We start from the raw sequence: 15,195 nt of genomic DNA, 5'->3' as shown, positions 1-15,195 counted from the left end.
GCTCGTCGGCGTCTGGATTTCGGTGGTGCTCATGCGTTTCCCCGCGCGCCGCGCGGCCCCCCTCGGGCCAATTCAGTTGGAATATCACCGTTACGCCGACTCGGGGATCATGATTTGGCGACAGCGTCGAACGTTGGTTGACGAGTTGGATGACAAGTGTCAACGTCAGCTCGTTGACAACTGTCATCGAGAGGATGCGGCATGAAGATCAGCGCGGCCGAGAGCGTGGTCATGGAGGCTCTGTGGCGACGAGGGACGCTGACCTCGGAGGCGATCATGGCCGAGGTTTGCGAACCCCAGGGCTGGACCGAGGGCACCGTGAAGGTGCTGATCAGCCGCCTGGTCAAGAAGAAGGCGGTGGCGGCGCGGGCCGAGGGGCGGCGCTATCACTACTCGCCCCTGCTGACCCGAGAGGCCTATGTCGGCGCCGAAAGCCAGGGCCTGCTGGATCGCCTGTTCGACGGGCGTCTGGCCCCGCTGGTCATGCACTTTTCCCAGAGCGACAAGCTCAGCGACGAGGACATCGCCGAGCTGAGGGCCCTGGTCGACAGGATCGGCAAATGAGCGCCGCCGTCCTTTCCGAGATCGTCGGCGCCAACCTCGCCCTGGCGGGCGGCGTGGCGGCCGTGCTGGTCCTGCGCGGGCCGGTGCGCCGGCGTCTGGGGGCGCTGGCCGCCTATCTGCTGTGGCTGACGCCGCCGCTCTGCGCCCTGGCGGCGCTGTCGCCCGCCCCGATCGCCGCCACGCCCCTGGCGCCGATCGTCCTGTCCGCCAGCCAGACGATCCGCGGCGCTGTCCCTGGGGCCTTGGCGAGCCAGGTCGCAGCGACCCTGGCCTTGCTGGTCTGGGCGCTCGGCGCGGTCGTCATGGCGGCCGCCTTCGCGATCCGTCAGGTCCGGTTCACGCGCTCGCTGGGGCCGCTGGCGCCGCACGCCCGGGAGCCTGACCTGCTGCAGGGCCGCCATGTCGGTTCCGGCCCCATGGTGCTCGCCTACCCCTGGCCGCGTATCGTCGTTCCGGCCGACTTCGACGTCCGCTTCAAGGGCGAGGCCCGCGCGTTGGTCCTGGCGCATGAGCGCGTCCATCTCGAGCGCGGCGACGCCCTGATCAACGCCCTGGTCGCGACCGTGCAATGCCTGGCCTGGTTCAACCCGCTGGTCCGCCTCGGCGCCCACCGCCTTCGCCTGGATCAGGAGATGGCCTGCGACGAGGCCGTGCTCGCCCGCCGACCGCACGCCCGTCGGCTGTACGCGGAAACCCTGCTGGACACGCTTCTTGTTCCCCGCGTCGTTCCGTTCGGCTGCCATTGGCCGGCCGGCGGCGCTCATCCCCTGAAGGAGAGACTGGTCATGCTGAACATCCCCGCCAGAAATCCCGCGCGGAGGGCCGCCGGCGTCGCCCTGGCCACGCTGGTCGGTCTGGCCGGCGCCGGCGCGGTCTGGGCCGCCGAGGCGCGCCCGGCCCACGCGATCACCAAGCCCGACTGGGCGGCCAAGCCCACCGCCGACGACATGGCGCGGTTCTATCCGGCGGCCGCCGCGGCGGCGAACCTTGGCGGCCGGGCGATCATCAACTGCCGCGTATTGACCACCGGCCGCCTGACGACCTGCAAGGTCGTCAGCGAAAGCCCTGGCGACCAGGGCTTCGGCGCGGCGGCCCTGCAAGTCGCCGAGATCTTCCAGATGCGGCCCAAGACGCTGGACGGAAAGCCGGTCGCCGGCGGCGAGGTCACGATCCCGCTTGTCTTCGCGGTCGGCCCCAAGACTTGAGACCGCCGACTTGCGAAACGAAGGCCGCCGGGAAGCCGGCGGCCTTTTTCATGCCTATCCGGCGATCATGCCGACCTTGAGATCGGTCGCGGTGTAGACGCATTCGCCATCCGCCAGCAGGCGGCCGTTGGCCAGGCCCAGGGCGAGCTTGCCGCGTCGCACCTGCCGCAGGCTGATCTCATAGCGCACGACCTTGACCTCGGGCGTCACGTGGCCGCGGAACTTCACCTCGCCCACACCGAGGGCCCGGCCCTTGCCGGGCGAGCCCGACCAACCGAGCCAGTAGCCGATCACCTGCCACATGGCGTCCAGTCCCAGGCACCCCGGCATCACCGGGTCGCCGATGAAATGGCAGCCGAAAAACCAGAGGTCCGGATTGATATCCAGCTCGGCGGCGACGAAACCCTTGCCGAACTCGCCGCCGTCCAGGCTGATCTCGGTGATCCGGTCCATCATCAGCATCGGCGGCGCCGGCAATTGCGCATTGCCTGGCCCGAAGTAGCCGCCCAGACCGGATTTCAGCAGATCCGCCTTGTCGTAGTGATCCTTTGGCGTGTGAAAGTCGTGCGGGTTCGCCAAGACATTCTTCCCCTGTAGATGACCTCGACGTCTAGCTGCCGACGCTCCTGGCGGCCCGTCAAGGTTGAGGCGCCGCAACCGAAGACTAAACCTTGCCGCGCGCGCGTCGCGGGGTAAAAGACCGGCTCACAGTCGAGGCCCCATGCCGCAACACGGCCAACAGATCGGACAGACGCCGGACTGGCTTCCGCACGAGCGGCCCTTCCTGCCCGGCTCGCCGTCGACGCCGCATTTCCCGGCGCGCTTCAGGATCATCCACGGGCTGATCAGCCTGTTGATCGGGGTGACCGGCTCGCTGGGCCAGGCCCTGATCCAGGTCAACCTGCCGGCCATCCAGGGGTCGCTGGGCCTGACGCCGACCGAAGGCGCCTGGCTGACGACGATCTATGTGATGACCAACATCTCGATGAACCTGCTGCTGGTGAAGTACCGCCAGCAGTTCGGCATCCGCCGGTTCGCCCTGGTGTTCCTCAGCCTCTACACCGTGGCGGCCTTCGCCCACCTGGCGCTCGACAACTTCGCCATGGCCCTGATCCTGCGGGCGATCAGCGGCGTGGGCGCGGCGGCGCTGACGGCGCTGGCGATGTTCTACATGCTGCAGGCCTTTCCCGCCTCGTTCCGGATCGGGGCGCTCGTGCTGGGCGTGGGCGTCTCGCAGCTGGGCTCGCCGCTGGCCCGCGTGATCTCCACCAGCCTGCTCGACGCCGCCTACTGGCATGGCCTCTATGCGCTGGAGGCCAGCCTCGCGGCGCTGTGCCTGGCGACGGTCTGGCTGTTCCGCCTGCCGATCGGGGTCCGCATCCACGTGTTCGAAGGCGTCGACGCCCTGACCTTCGCCCTGCTGGGGGGCGGCTTGGGCCTGATCGTCGCCGTCCTGGGCCTGGGCCGTATCGTCTGGTGGTTCGAGGCGCCGTGGATCGGCTGGTGCCTGATCGCCGCCATGATCCTGCTGGCGGCGGGCAGCGTGGTCGAGCACAGCCGGGCGCACCCGCTGATCGACACCCGCTGGATCGCCACCGGGACCTTCCTGCGCTTCTGCCTGAACGTCGCCCTGGTGCGGGTCATTCTGTCGGAACAGACCGTCGGCGCGGCGGGCCTGATGCAGGCCCTGGGCTTTGCCCAGGAGCAGCAGCGCCTGCTCTACGCCGTCGTCCTGGCCGCCTCCGCCGCCGGCCTGGTGGTCAGCGCCGCGACCCTGACCCAGAAGACCCTGCCAGCGCAGTTCCTGGGTTCGATCCTGCTGATCGCCGTCGCCGCCTTCCTGGACGCGCGCTCCACGCCCCAGACCGGGCCGGCCGAGCTCTATTTCAGCCAGGCGCTGCTGGCCTTCGCCGCGACCATGTTCCTGGGCCCGTCCTTCATGTTTGGCATCGGCCAGTTGCTGACCCGGGGCCTGGGCTCGATCATCACCTTCTCGGTGATGTTCGGCGTGGCGCAGAACCTGGGCGGCCTGTTCGGCGCGGCCATGCTGGGCACCTTGCAGACCGTGCGGACCCAGCAACACGCCGTGGGCCTGGCCGAGCGCCTGACCGGAGCGGATCCCGCCGTCGCGGCGACGCTGCAGACCTATGGCGGCGTCTACGCCTCGACCCAGACCGACCCGGCGCTGCGCGCCGCCGACGCCAGCGTGTTGCTGACCCAGCAGGTGACGCAACAGGCCACCGTCCTGGCCTTCAACGACGTCTTCCTGGTGGTCGGCGTCGTGGCCCTGGCCCAGTTCTTCTACGCCGGCTTGCTGTTCGCGCGTTTGGCCTTGCGCATGAAGGCCCAGACGCCCGCCGCGCCTGCTTCCACCCTTCCAGCCCGAGAGACCGCATGACCGACGCGACCTCCCCGCCGCCCGGCCCCGCGCCCCAGCCCGAAGACCGCGCCGCGTCGGCCGCGCCGCCGCCCGCGCGGCCCAAGCCGCCCAGCGTCCCGGCGATCCTGATCACCACGGCCGTCACCCTGGCGGTGATCGTGCTGATCCTGTTCCTGTGGAAGCTGCCGCCGTTCGGAGGCTCGGTGGAGCGGACCGACAACGCCTATGTGCGCGGCCAGGTCACCGTCGTCGCGCCGCAGCTGAGCGGCTATGTCGTCAAGGTCATGGCCCAGGACTTCCAGACCGTGCGCAAGGGCCAGCCGCTGTTTACGATCGACCAGCGCATCTACGCCCAGCGCGTGGACCAGGCCCGCGCCGCGCTGGCCGCCCGCGAGGCCGACCTCGCCAACTCGACCCAGGCCCAGGCCTCCCGCGAGGCGGCGTTGAAGAGCCGCGAGGCCGATATCGGCTCGGCCCAGGCCCAGGTCGAGCGGGCCCGCGCCGACATGGCCCGCGTCGCCGAGCTGGCGACCGACGGGTCGGTCTCCCTGCGCGAGCGCGACCAGGCTCGCGCCGCCCTGCGGGCCGCCGAGGCTACGCTCGCCTCGGCCAAGGCCGGCCGCGAGATCGCCCGCCAGGACATCCGCTCGGTCGGGGTCTCGCGCGAGGGTCTGCAGGCCGCCGTCGCCGCCGCCAAAGCCGCCCTGCGCCTGGCCGAGATCGACCTGTCCAACACCATCGTCGCCGCCCCCGCCGACGGCCAGCTGGGCCAGGTCGGCGTGCGCAACGGCCAGTGGGTGACGGCCGGCAGCCAGTTGGTCTCGCTGGTGCCGCCGCAGCGCTGGGTGATCGCCAACTTCAAGGAGCGTCAGGCCGGTCGGATGAGCCCTGGCCAGGCCGCCAGCGTCACGGTCGACGCCCTGGCCGACCAGCGCTTCACGGGCAAGGTCGAGCAGGTCTCGCCCGCCACCGGCTCGGAGTTCAGCATCCTGCCGCCGCAGAACGCCACGGGGAACTTCACCAAGATCGCCCAGCGCCTGCCGGTGCGGATCGTGCTCGACGCCGGCCAGCCGGACCTGGCCCGCCTGCGTCCGGGCATGTCGGTTCAGGCCGAGGTCGACACCGCCGGCAAGGGTCGCCGCTGATGCGCCGCGCCCTGATCGGTCTGGCGGCCTTGAGCGCCCTGGCCGCCTGCGCGACGCCGGGCCCCAGGACCGGACCGCCGCCCTCGGCCGCCGTCGTCCCGCCCGCCGGCTGGCGCGCGCCCGCCACGATTTCGCAGGACGCCGCCGCCGCCGAGTGGTGGAAGGCGTTCGGCGATCCGCGCCTGTCGGACCTGGTCGCCGCCGCCCTGGCCCATAACGCCGACCTCGGCGCGGCCGAGGCGCGGGTCCGCGAGGCCGAGGCCCAGAGCCTGCTGGCCAGCTCGGCCCTGCTGCCGTCGGTCAACCTGGCGGCCGGCGCGCAGAAGGAGCGCAAGCTGGACGCCTTCGGCCAGCCCAGCACGACCTTGGCGAGCCAACCTCAGGTCCAGGTCGCCTACGAGGTCGATCTGTGGGGCCGCGTCCGCGCCGCCGACGCCGCCGCCCGCGCCAGCCTGCAGGCCAGCCGCGACGCCCGCGACGCCGCCCGCCTGTCGGTCTCGGCCGCCGTCGCGCGGTCCTATGTGGCCTTGCTGTCGCTGGACGCCCAGCTGGCCACCGCCCGCGCCACCCTGGCCTCGCGCCAGGAATCCGCCGTTCGCGCCCGCCGCCGGGCCCAGGAAGGCGTAACCTCGGACCTCGAACTCCGTCAGGCCGAGGCCGAGCTGGAAGCCGCCGCCCAGCGCGTCCCGGCCCTGGAGCTGGCCATCCGTCGCCAGGAGGGCGCCTTGGCCCTGCTGGTGGGCCAGACCTCGCAGCCGATCGCGCGCGGAACCCTCGCCGCCCTCGTCATCCCGCAACCGGGCGCGCCGCTACCCTCCTCGCTGCTGGCCCGGCGCCCCGACATCGCCCAGGCCGAAGCGACCCTGGCCGCCGCCGACGCCAGCCTGAGCTCGGCGCGCGCGGCCTTCCTGCCCCAGGTGCGCCTGTCGGCGGCCGGCGGGGAGCTGTTCGTCGAGCATCTGGACCCGGTGACGGTCTGGAGCCTGGGGGCCAGCGCCCTGGCGCCGATCTTCGACGGCGGTCGTCTGCGGGCCCAGTCCGACGCCGCCGCGGCCCGCCGCGACCAGGCGGCCTTCGCCTATCGCAAGGCCGTGCTGACCGCGTTCAGCGAGGTCGAGAGCGCGCTTGAGGGCACGGGTCGCCTCGCCGAGCAGGAGGCCGCCGCCGTACGCCAGCGCGCCGCCGCCGCCTCGGCCCTGGACCACGCGCGCAAGCGCTACCAGGCGGGCTATGTCGCCTATCTGGAGGAGTTGGACGCCCAGCGCGCCCTGCTCGCCACGGATCTGGCGCTGTCACAGGTTCGCGAGGCCCGGCTGCAGAACGCCGTGGCGCTGTATCAGGCCCTGGGCGGCGGGTGGACCGAGACGAATGTCCCTGAGCGCTAGAGCCTGTCTGACTTAGAGCGCGTTCGAGCGGTTTAACCGCTCACACTTAAACCTAACGCGCTCTAGGCCGCCATGGGCGGCGAGCCTCCGCCCAGCGGGATGGCCTCATATTCCTTGAGCAGCTGCTCGAGCGTCTCGCGCAGTTCCGGATCGCACTCGCGCTTCAGCTTCGCCCGGAACAGCTCGATATTCTTGCGGCGAATGAACTCGTCCATGGCCATCCTCCCAGCCGTCCCCAAGCGCGGGCAGAATGACCCCAGATTCCGAGACGCGCGCTGCGGCCCGACGCCGCAGGCGAGGGCGATGTCATGGATAGGGTCGAACACTGTCGTCTTCGCGGCGAATACGGCCCAAGAGTGCGCGAAAGATGTCACAGCCCGCGCAAATATGACGGTTCGGCGGCGAAAATATTGCGGTCGCTTCTTGAAAGAGCTTGGCTGGCGCAAAGCGAAACGTCGCGCGCGAGTTGAATCGCCTCCGCGCGTTCCGCCTCAAGCTTGACTATTGAGGGGCCAGTTCATTTCATGCTGAACCAACGAGGACGTCTTCTCGCCTCCACGATCATCGCCGGCCTGGCGACAAGCGCCGCCTTGCCGGCCCTGGCCCAGACGGCGCCGCCCGCGGGCGCTCCGGCGCAGGATAGCGCCGAGGTCGAGGCCGTGGTGGTGACCGGCTCGCGCATCAAGCGCTCGGCCTTCAACAGCCCGGACCCCATCCAGGTCATTTCCGCCGAACAGGGCCAGCTGCGCGGCATCGCCACGGCGACGGGCCTGCTGCAGTCCTCGACGATCGCGTCGGGCTCGCCGCAGGTCACCTCGGACATCTCCAGCGCCTTCGTCACCGACGGCGGCCCCGGTTCGGAGACCGTGTCGCTGCGCGGCCTGGGCCCCAACCGCACCCTCGTCCTGCTGAACGGCCGCCGGGCCGGTCCCGCCGGCACCCGCGGCGGCGTTTCGGCCTTCGACCTGAACGTGCTGCCGCTGTCGGTCATCGACCACGTCGACATCCTGAAGGACGGCGCCTCGTCGATCTACGGCTCGGACGCCGTGGCCGGCGTGGTGAACATCATCACCAAGCGCAACACCGACGGCATCGACGCCTCGATGTTCTACAGCCAGCCCCAGAAGCACGGCGGCGAGCAGTATTCGGCCAGCGCCAGCTTCGCCAAGACCTTCGACCGCGGCTTCTTCAGCCTGTCGTACGAGTACTTCAAGAAGGCCGAGCAGACCCGCGGCCAGCGCAGCTATACGAACTGCGGCCGTCAGTACATCACCGACTCCAACGGCAAGCGTAAGGACACGATCGATCCGCGCACCGGCAAGATCCAATGCCAGGACCTGCTGTACGATCAGATCTGGCTGTACGACCCCAGCTTCTCGGGCTTGGACGGCAAGCTGCAGTACGACTACACCGGCAAGATCGCCGGCCTGATCCCGCGCGCCCCGGCGGGCGGCGGCTATCCTGGCGCGCCGGCGGGCTTCTACGTGGTTGGCTACAGCGACGATCCGGCCGCGCCGGACCGCGGCGTGCTGGACTATAACAGCCCCTTCAACCTGGCGACGTCGCTGAGCCCGCGCACCGAGCGCAACACGGTCTTCGCCCAGGGCGCCTTCAAGATCAACGACAGCATCGAGGCCTATGGCGAAGCGCTGCTGAACCGCCGCGCGACCAAGACCCACGGCTATCGTCAGTTCTGGAGCTATTTCTACACCGAGACCGGCGGCCCCAACACCGGCGCCGATCCGTTCAGCGTGGGCTTCAGCGGCGACTACATCCTCTCGCCGACCCCGGTCACCAACCACGCCCGCGACGGCCAGCGCGTCGATTACCAACGCTATGTCGGCGGCCTGCGCGGCGATTTCGGCAAGATCGACTTCCTGAAGAGCTGGGACTGGGACGTCTTCGCGCAGTACAGCCACAGCAAGGGTCTCTATTCGCAGGACGTGATCCTGAACGACTCCGTCAACAGCAACGCCTTCCGCACCGGCTCGTGCGTCGGCACGGTGACGCCGATCAGCAAGAAGCAGTGCGTCGACGTGGCCTGGGTGTCGCCGGACTTCCTGGCCGGCAAGTACACGCCGGAGGAAGAAGCGTTCCTGTTCGACACCGAAACCGGCAAGACCGTCTACAAGCAGCTGGTGTTCGAAGGCTCGGTGTCGGGCAACCTGTTCAAGCTGCCGGCCGGCGACGTGGGCGTCGCCCTGGGCTTCCACTACCGCAAGGACTCGATCAACGACACGCCCGGCCCGATCACCCTGGCCGGCAACATCTGGAACTCGTCGGTCGCCGGCGTCACCAAGGGCGACGACCTGGCGCGGGAAGTCTACGGCGAGCTGAGCATCCCGATCTTCCGGGACATGTTCCTGGCCAAGAACGTCGAGCTGTCGCTGTCGGGCCGTCACACCAAGGTCAATTCCTATGGTGAGGACGACACCTACAAGATCGGTCTGAACTGGCAGATCATCCCGTCGCTGCGCCTGCGCGCCACGCGGGGCACGTCGTTCCGGGCCCCGGCGCTGTTCGAGCTGTACAAGAACGCGCAAACGGCCTTCGTGAACCAGCGGTCGGTTGATCCCTGCATCCGCTGGGGCCAGAACCTGGCCCAGGGCAACATCACCCAGCGCGTCGCCGACAACTGCCGCGCCTCGGGCGTTCCGGACACCTATACGGGCGCCGGCGCCAGCGTCACGGTCGTCTCTTCGGGCGGCAAGGGCCTGCTGGAAGCCGAGACGTCGCTGGCCAAGACCTATGGCGTCATCTGGACGCCGAAGTTCGCGGACCTGCAGCTGGCCGTCGACTATTTCGACATCAACGTGAAGAACGAGGTGACCCAGCTGGGGGCGGCGACCATCGTCAACCAGTGCCTGAAGTCGCTGAACTTCCCGAACGACAAGCTCTGCAGCCTGTTCACGCGGAATCCCGGCTCGCACCTGATCACCAACATCACCAACAACTACATCAACATCGCTCAGCAGATTAACCGCGGCATCGACCTGACGGTCCGCTACGGTCAAGACCTGCCTTGGGATGTGAAGATGGTGGCCGAGCTGCAATCGACCTGGCAGTTGAAGGACACCGAGGCCAAGTTCGCCGACACGATCATCGATCAGAACGGCTTTGTCGGCGACCCCGACTGGACCGGCCAGCTGAACCTCAGCTTCCAGAAGGGCGATTGGACCGGCTTCTGGGGCGTCGACATGGTCGGCAAGGCTTCGGATGCGGAGACGGAGCGGGACGTCAATACGGCCGGAACGACCTTCTACAAGATCCACACCGAGTTCACCGCCTACCACAACGTGTCGCTGCGGCGGGACTTGGAGGACTGGTCGATCACGGGCGGCGTCTCGAACCTGTTCGACGAGCATCCCCCGGCGCTCACGCTCGGCCAGGGCAAGTACGACACGGTGGGGACCTCGGTTCAGTCCTCGCAGTACGACTATCTGGGCCGCCGCGTCTTCGTGAACATCCGGGCGCACTTCTAGGCGGGCATCCCCTTCGCGGGGAAATGCTCTAGGATCACGGCGGCGGAGCAATCCGCCGCCGTTTTTCTGTCCGGCTCCTTCAGTTCCGAGGCCCTCTCAGCGTGAACGCCATCATTCGCGGCAAGCCCGACAATCTCGATGCGATCGGCGAGCGTTTCGAGCGCGCGCGGCTGGGCCAGCCGGTCTTCCTGAACAGCGTGCCAAAGGCCGGCACGCACCTGATCCGCAACATCATGCGGATGTTCGTCGCGCCCGAGCAGCATTGGCGGCGCGAGTACATCCAGCACGCCCTGCTGGCGCGCAGTCGCGACGCCTTCCTGCCCAACCAGCCGATGATCAGCTGGGGCCACATGCTGTTCTCCGACGAGGCGGCCGTGGCCCTGCGCGACGTGCGCCATGTCGTGCTCGTCCGCGACCCGTACGACTGGGTCCTGGCCCGCGCGCGCTTCTACCTGTCCGACGAGTTCCAGGGGAACCTGAACCACATCAAGGACGGCGGCGCGTCCATCGACGACGTCATCATGATGATGATCCTGGGCGCCCACGGCCGCATCCCCGACCTGCGGGACATCTTCACGATGAACGCCGTGGCCTGGATGGGCTCCAAGGCCGTGATCGTCCGCTACGAGGACATCGTCGAGAACCTCAAGGACCTGGGCTCCAGGCGGGCCGAGGCCTTCTTCGGCCAACTGCTCGCCGACTGCGGCCTGGCGCTGCCCGAGGACTGGCGGGCCCGCGTCGAGGCCGGCGCCGATCCGCGCGAGAGCCGCACCGCGCGCGAGAACCTCAGCGTGACGGCCGAGGTGCCCAAGGTGCTGTCGGAGACCCACCGGCGGGTGGTCGACTTCCACGCCCCGGGCCTGAGGGACTTGCTGGGCTATCGCTGAGCGATCCGGGCTCGGCGCCCGGCGCTCGGCAAAGTTTTTGACGTCGTCGTCAAAAATGGAAACCAGGGCCCAGATACACCAAACCCGTCGCGGGGGATAATCGCGACGGGCTGGCTATTTTCTCGATCATTCGATCTAGGCGGGCGTTTCCTCCCCGAAACGCCGAAGAACGGGAGCTCTCTGGTGGGCTCGTTTCGTCCTTGCAGTGTGTAGAAACGTCAAATTCGTGACGGTGTCAACGCGTCAAAGCCGTTTTCTGCAAAGGTTTGGACGAATTTTTGACGCTGCTGGCGTAGTTTGGACTGAAAAGTCGGTTTTACCCCGGATTCCAGCGTTATTTTTGACAAAACAGTCAAAACTTACTTTCCAAGGGCGGCCGTGAAACGGTCCAACACCGCCGAGCGCGACTCGAACACATAGTCCGGACGCGACACGGTCACCGGTTCGACCCCGGCCTCGGCCAGGGCGGCGGCGGCGTCGAACAGGTCGGCGGTCGCCAGCAGGGCGCCATTGGCGCGGCGCGAGCCGCCCTGGGCGACGAAGCCGGCCACCGCGTCCTGGGCGGCGCGGTCCTGCTCGGCCGGCCAGACCAGGGTGGCGAGCTTGCCCGCCCGCCCCTTGGCCTCGACCACGGACAAGAGCCGCCGCAGGGCGTCCAGCTGCTCGCCGTTCCAGCCCGCCAGCAGCGAGGCCGTCAGCTGGGCCTGGCTCTTCAGGATCACGCCGTCGGACAGGATCTTCAGGCCGTTGGCGGCCAGGGTCGCGCCGGTGGTGGTGATGTCCACGACCAGCTCGGCCGCGCCGGCGGCGGGGGCCCCCTCGGTCGCGCCGCTGCTCTCGACGATGCGGTAGTCGGCGACGCCGTGGCGGGCGAAGAAGGCGCGGGTCTGGGTCACGTACTTGGTCGCCACCCGCAGGCGGCGGCCGGTCTTGGCCAGGTGCGCGTGCCCGACCTCGTCGACATCGGCCATGGTGTCGACGTCGAGCCAGCTCTTGGGCGCGGTCACGACCAGGTCGGCGCGACCAAAGCCCAGGGCCCGCAGCAGCATGACCCGGCTGTCCATGTCGTCGCCGCGCTCGCGCAGCAGGTCCTCGCCGGTGACGCCCAGGTGCAGGTCGCCGCTGTCGAGGCCCGCGGCGATGTCGCCGGCCGACAGCAGGCGCACCGAGACGCCCGGCAGGCCCGACAGCTCGGCCGAGTAGCCGCGCGCCCCGCCGGTCATCTCCAGCTTGAAGCCGCATTCGGCCAGCCAGGCCTCGACCTGGTCCTTCAGGCGGCCCTTGGACGGGATGGCGAAGATCATCGGAGCAGACGTCATTCGCCGCCTCCCGCATAGGCGCGCGCGGGACGGACCATGAAGCCGACCGCGCCGGTGTTGGTGGTGGAGACGCCGAGCTTGCCCGGCAGACCGTCGTAGCGACCGCCGGCGGCGATGGGCCGCTCATCGCCCAGGCCCGCCGAGCGGACCTCGAACAGGTAGCCGTCGTAGTAGCCGAAGGCCCGCCCGAAGGCGGCGGCAAGCGTCATGCGGTCCAGGGGCGCGCCCCGGGCGGCCATGCCCGAGAGGCGCGAACGCCAGCCAGCGACGGCGGCCTTCAGCGCGGCGTCGTTGGGGCCAGCGAGCCCCGCGATGGCGTCGAGCGCCGCCTCCGGACGATCGGAGACGGCCAGGAAGGCGCGGACCTTGGCGGCTTGCTCCGCGTCCAGACGGCCGGCCTTGGCGGTCTGCGCCTTCTCCACGAGGCGGCGGGCGATCTCGGCCGGGCGGCGGCCGCCGACGGGCTCGATGCCGGCCAGGGACCACAGCTCCTGCAGCACCGCGGAGGCTTCGGCCTCGGGCAGGCCGGCCAGCAGGGCGGCGATGCGGCCTTTATCCTCGTCCGCAGCCAGTCCGCGCTCCGGCGAGCCGTCCAGCTCGGCCTTCAGCTGGCGCGGCTTGGCGAAGGCGCGCTTCAGGCGGGCGGCCAGGGGCGCGGCCAGATCGAGACTATCGACGAAGGCCGCGAACAACGACACATCCCCGAGCACCAAGGAGAGATCCCCGCGCCCGCCAGCCGCCGAGGCCGCCCAGGCCAGGGCCGCCATCTCGGCGTCGGCGGCGACCGGGTCTCCGGCCTCGAAGGCCTCGACGCCGATCTGCAGGAACTCCTCGGCGCGATCGCTGCCGCGCGGGGCCACGCGGAAGGCCTTGCCCTCGTAGCGGTAGCGGCCGCTCGCCGCCCCTCCAGCAAAGTGCTGCCGCGCCACGGCGACGGTGAAGTCGGGGCGCAGGGCCGCCTCCTCGCCGCCGTCGCCGGAGACGACGAACAATCGCGAACGCATGGCCTCGCCGGCCAGATCGAGCAGCAGGCCCAGGGGCTGCAGCACCGGCGCGTCGGTCGGCGCGGCGCCGGCGGCCAGAAGCGGCGCGCGGATGGCGTCGAGCGCCTCCGCCGGAATGGAACGCTCGAGCCTCACGAACTAGCCCCCAATGATCTTGCGCACAGCGGCGACGAGCTCGCCGCGCGGAATGGTCTGCTGGCCCGGACGCTCGGCCTTCCAGGCGGCGTTGTCGGCGACGCCCGAGGCCAGCTCGCGGCCCAGGTCCAGGTCCTTGATCGTCACCGTGCCGGCCGCGATCTCGTCGCCGCCCAGCATGATGGCCGCGGGCGACAGGCGCCGGTCAGCGTACTTCATCTGCGGCCGCATGCCCGAGGTCCCCAGATAGACCTCGGCCGGAATGCCCGCCGCGCGCAATTCTCCGACCACGGAGAAGTACTCAGGCATGTGGGCGTCGTCGAAGGCGATGACCACCACCGGACCTCTTGCGAGGCCTCCGGCCTCCTGTCCTGCCGCCCGCAGCGCCGCCGCCAGGCGCGACACCCCGAACGAGAAGCCCGTCGCCGGCGTCACATTGCCGGTGAACCGCGCCACCAGGTCGTCATAGCGCCCGCCGCCGCCGATCGAGCCGAAGGTGACCTTGTTGCCCTTCTCGTCGGTGGTGCTGAGCAAGAGCTCGGCCTCGAACACCGCGCCGGTGTAGTATTCCAGCCCCCGGACGATCGACGGGTCGATGAAGGCCTGATCGTCGGCGATCCCCAGGCTGGTCAGGGCCGCGTCGATCCGCGACAGCTCCAACAGGCCCTCGTCGCCCTCGGCCGAGCCGCCGATCACGCGCGCGATATTGTCCAGCGTCGCCGCGCGCCCGCCAGAAGAGCCGGCCTGGACGAAGTCCAGCACCTGGTCGACCGCCTGCCCTTTGAGGCCCGCGCCCTTGGTGAAGTCGCCGCTCTCGTCCAGGCGCCCCTCGCCCAGCAGCAGCCGGACACCGTCGACGCCCAGGCGGTCCAGCTTGTCGACCGCGCGCAACACGGCCAGCTTCTGGCCGGCGCTGTCGGCGCCGGCGGCGGTCAAGAGACCGTTGAGCAGCTTGCGATTGTTGATCTTCAGCACCGCCGCCCCGCGCGGCAGGCCCGCGGCCTCCAGGCCCTCGACGGCCATGGCGATGATCTCGGCGTCGGCCTCCGGACGGGCCGAGCCCACCGTGTCGGCGTCGCACTGGATGAACTGGCGGAAGCGCCCCGGCCCCGGCTTCTCGTTGCGCCACACCGGCCCGAACGCGTAGCGGCGGAACGGCTTGGGCAAGGTCTCCCAGTTCTGGGCGGCGAAACGGGCCAGCGGCGCGGTCAAATCATAGCGCAGCGCCATCCACTGGTCGTCGTCGTCCTGCAGCGCGAAGACGCCCTCGTTGGGCCGGTCGCTGTCGGGCAGGAACTTGCCCAGGGCGTCGGCGTATTCGAACGCCCCGGTGTCCAGCGCCTCGAAGCCGTAGCGCTCATAGACCGCCGACACCGCCTCCAGGATCAAGCGCTCCGCCCGCAGGTCGCGCGCGCGCTTGTCGGCGAAGCCTCGGGGGGCGCGGGCCTCGGGGCGGAAGTCTTGCGGGGTGTTGTCGTCGGAGGCGGTGGTCATCGTCGGTCCTTAGAACTTCAAGGCTTCGACGGATGGCGCTTGAGCCAAGCCCCATCCGCTAGGCGGGGGCTGGCTGGGGGCTTGCTTCTAGAGCGAGCGGACCCGGCCGATCCCGCGAGGCGAGGTCGGATGGTGGTGGTGGCCGTGATGGTGCGGCGTGCGGGTCATTGCGGGGGGCGGTGTAGCGGATTGGGG

The 15,195-nt window shown here is 69.7% G+C and carries 12 protein-coding genes and 1 pseudogene; 8 read left to right on the top strand and 5 right to left on the bottom strand.

Features of this window, described 5'->3' with window-relative positions; translation table 11 throughout:
* The 3 genes from AX690_RS23775 to AX690_RS17600 all read left to right on the top strand — a co-directional run.
* On the top strand, positions 1–205 hold a 205-nt coding region (locus tag AX690_RS23775), incomplete at its 5' end, for a hypothetical protein (protein ID WP_231732232.1).
* Positions 202–564 carry a BlaI/MecI/CopY family transcriptional regulator gene (locus AX690_RS17605; RefSeq protein ID WP_066682962.1) on the top strand — a complete coding sequence of 121 codons (363 nt, stop codon included), beginning with the start codon at positions 202–204 and terminating at the stop codon, positions 562–564. The genes AX690_RS23775 and AX690_RS17605, both read left to right, overlap by 4 nt.
* The gene (locus AX690_RS17600) at positions 561–1,769 is read left to right on the top strand and encodes a TonB family protein (protein WP_066682961.1); all 1,209 of its coding nucleotides are present in this window, start codon (positions 561–563) and stop codon (positions 1,767–1,769) included. Before AX690_RS17605 ends, AX690_RS17600 begins: the two co-directional genes overlap by 4 nt.
* A gap of 54 nt (positions 1,770–1,823) precedes the next feature.
* On the opposite strand, the gene fabA is transcribed toward AX690_RS17600, so the two are convergent.
* Positions 1,824–2,348 (bottom strand): bifunctional 3-hydroxydecanoyl-ACP dehydratase/trans-2-decenoyl-ACP isomerase, encoded by a 525-nt coding sequence (gene fabA / locus AX690_RS17595; RefSeq protein ID WP_066682960.1) that lies wholly within the window; start codon positions 2,346–2,348, stop codon positions 1,824–1,826.
* Between the two features lie 142 nt (positions 2,349–2,490).
* On the opposite strand from fabA, the gene AX690_RS17590 reads away from it, so the two are divergent.
* Genes AX690_RS17590 through AX690_RS17580 form a run of 3 tightly spaced genes read left to right on the top strand, consistent with a single transcriptional unit; the run spans position 2,491 to position 6,679 of the window.
* The gene (locus AX690_RS17590) at positions 2,491–4,167 is read left to right on the top strand and encodes an MFS transporter (protein ID WP_066682959.1); all 1,677 of its coding nucleotides are present in this window, start codon (positions 2,491–2,493) and stop codon (positions 4,165–4,167) included.
* Positions 4,164–5,294, top strand: a complete 1,131-nt coding sequence (locus tag AX690_RS17585) for an HlyD family secretion protein (RefSeq protein ID WP_066682958.1) — start codon at positions 4,164–4,166, stop codon at positions 5,292–5,294. Before AX690_RS17590 ends, AX690_RS17585 begins: the two co-directional genes overlap by 4 nt.
* A complete protein-coding gene (locus AX690_RS17580; RefSeq protein ID WP_066682957.1) occupies positions 5,294–6,679 on the top strand; it encodes an efflux transporter outer membrane subunit in 1,386 nt (461 codons plus the stop codon). The genes AX690_RS17585 and AX690_RS17580 overlap by 1 nt, the downstream gene beginning before the upstream one ends.
* Before the next feature lie 62 nt (positions 6,680–6,741).
* Here AX690_RS17580 and AX690_RS23025 read toward each other — a convergent pair whose 3' ends face one another.
* Entirely contained in the window at positions 6,742–6,894 is a 153-nt protein-coding gene (locus AX690_RS23025; protein ID WP_156449718.1) for a hypothetical protein, read from the bottom strand.
* A gap of 309 nt (positions 6,895–7,203) precedes the next feature.
* Here AX690_RS23025 and AX690_RS17575 point away from each other — a divergent pair, with 309 nt between their 5' ends.
* Both AX690_RS17575 and AX690_RS17570 read left to right on the top strand, forming a co-directional pair.
* Positions 7,204–10,161 (top strand): TonB-dependent siderophore receptor, encoded by a 2,958-nt coding sequence (locus tag AX690_RS17575; protein WP_082769725.1) that lies wholly within the window; start codon positions 7,204–7,206, stop codon positions 10,159–10,161.
* Between the two features lie 101 nt (positions 10,162–10,262).
* The gene (locus tag AX690_RS17570) at positions 10,263–11,048 is read left to right on the top strand and encodes a hypothetical protein (protein WP_066682955.1); all 786 of its coding nucleotides are present in this window, start codon (positions 10,263–10,265) and stop codon (positions 11,046–11,048) included.
* A 359-nt stretch (positions 11,049–11,407) separates the two neighbouring features.
* Here AX690_RS17570 and hisG read toward each other — a convergent pair whose 3' ends face one another.
* From hisG to hisS, 3 genes and pseudogenes are all read right to left on the bottom strand, one after another.
* Positions 11,408–12,367: an ATP phosphoribosyltransferase gene (hisG, locus tag AX690_RS17565; protein WP_066682954.1), complete on the bottom strand. Its 960-nt coding sequence runs from the start codon at positions 12,365–12,367 to the stop codon at positions 11,408–11,410.
* Positions 12,364–13,535 (bottom strand): annotated as a pseudogene (locus tag AX690_RS17560) (ATP phosphoribosyltransferase regulatory subunit). Before AX690_RS17560 ends, hisG begins: the two are co-directional and overlap by 4 nt.
* Complete coding sequence (gene hisS / locus AX690_RS17555) at positions 13,510–15,000, bottom strand: histidine--tRNA ligase (RefSeq protein WP_066682952.1); 1,491 nt, start codon at positions 14,998–15,000, stop codon at positions 13,510–13,512. The pseudogene AX690_RS17560 and the gene hisS overlap by 26 nt, the downstream one beginning before the upstream one ends.
* Between the last annotated feature and the right edge of the window lie 195 nt (positions 15,001–15,195).

It is taken from the genome of Caulobacter sp. CCH9-E1 (assembly GCF_001556515.1).
Classification (GTDB): Bacteria; Pseudomonadota; Alphaproteobacteria; order Caulobacterales; family Caulobacteraceae; genus Caulobacter.
Note: the sequence above shows the minus strand (reverse complement) of the source record. Positions and strands in the feature narration are given on the sequence as shown.

Coding starts and splice junctions, on each gene's coding strand:
- AX690_RS17605 (WP_066682962.1), top strand. CDS start 202: ATGAAGATCAGCGCGGCCGAGAGCGTGGTCATGGAGGCTCTGTGGCGA.
- AX690_RS17600 (WP_066682961.1), top strand. CDS start 561: ATGAGCGCCGCCGTCCTTTCCGAGATCGTCGGCGCCAACCTCGCCCTG.
- AX690_RS17590 (WP_066682959.1), top strand. CDS start 2,491: ATGCCGCAACACGGCCAACAGATCGGACAGACGCCGGACTGGCTTCCG.
- AX690_RS17585 (WP_066682958.1), top strand. CDS start 4,164: ATGACCGACGCGACCTCCCCGCCGCCCGGCCCCGCGCCCCAGCCCGAA.
- AX690_RS17580 (WP_066682957.1), top strand. CDS start 5,294: ATGCGCCGCGCCCTGATCGGTCTGGCGGCCTTGAGCGCCCTGGCCGCC.
- AX690_RS23025 (WP_156449718.1), bottom strand. CDS start 6,894: ATGGACGAGTTCATTCGCCGCAAGAATATCGAGCTGTTCCGGGCGAAG.
- AX690_RS17575 (WP_082769725.1), top strand. CDS start 7,204: ATGCTGAACCAACGAGGACGTCTTCTCGCCTCCACGATCATCGCCGGC.
- hisG (WP_066682954.1), bottom strand. CDS start 12,367: ATGACGTCTGCTCCGATGATCTTCGCCATCCCGTCCAAGGGCCGCCTG.
- hisS (WP_066682952.1), bottom strand. CDS start 15,000: ATGACCACCGCCTCCGACGACAACACCCCGCAAGACTTCCGCCCCGAG.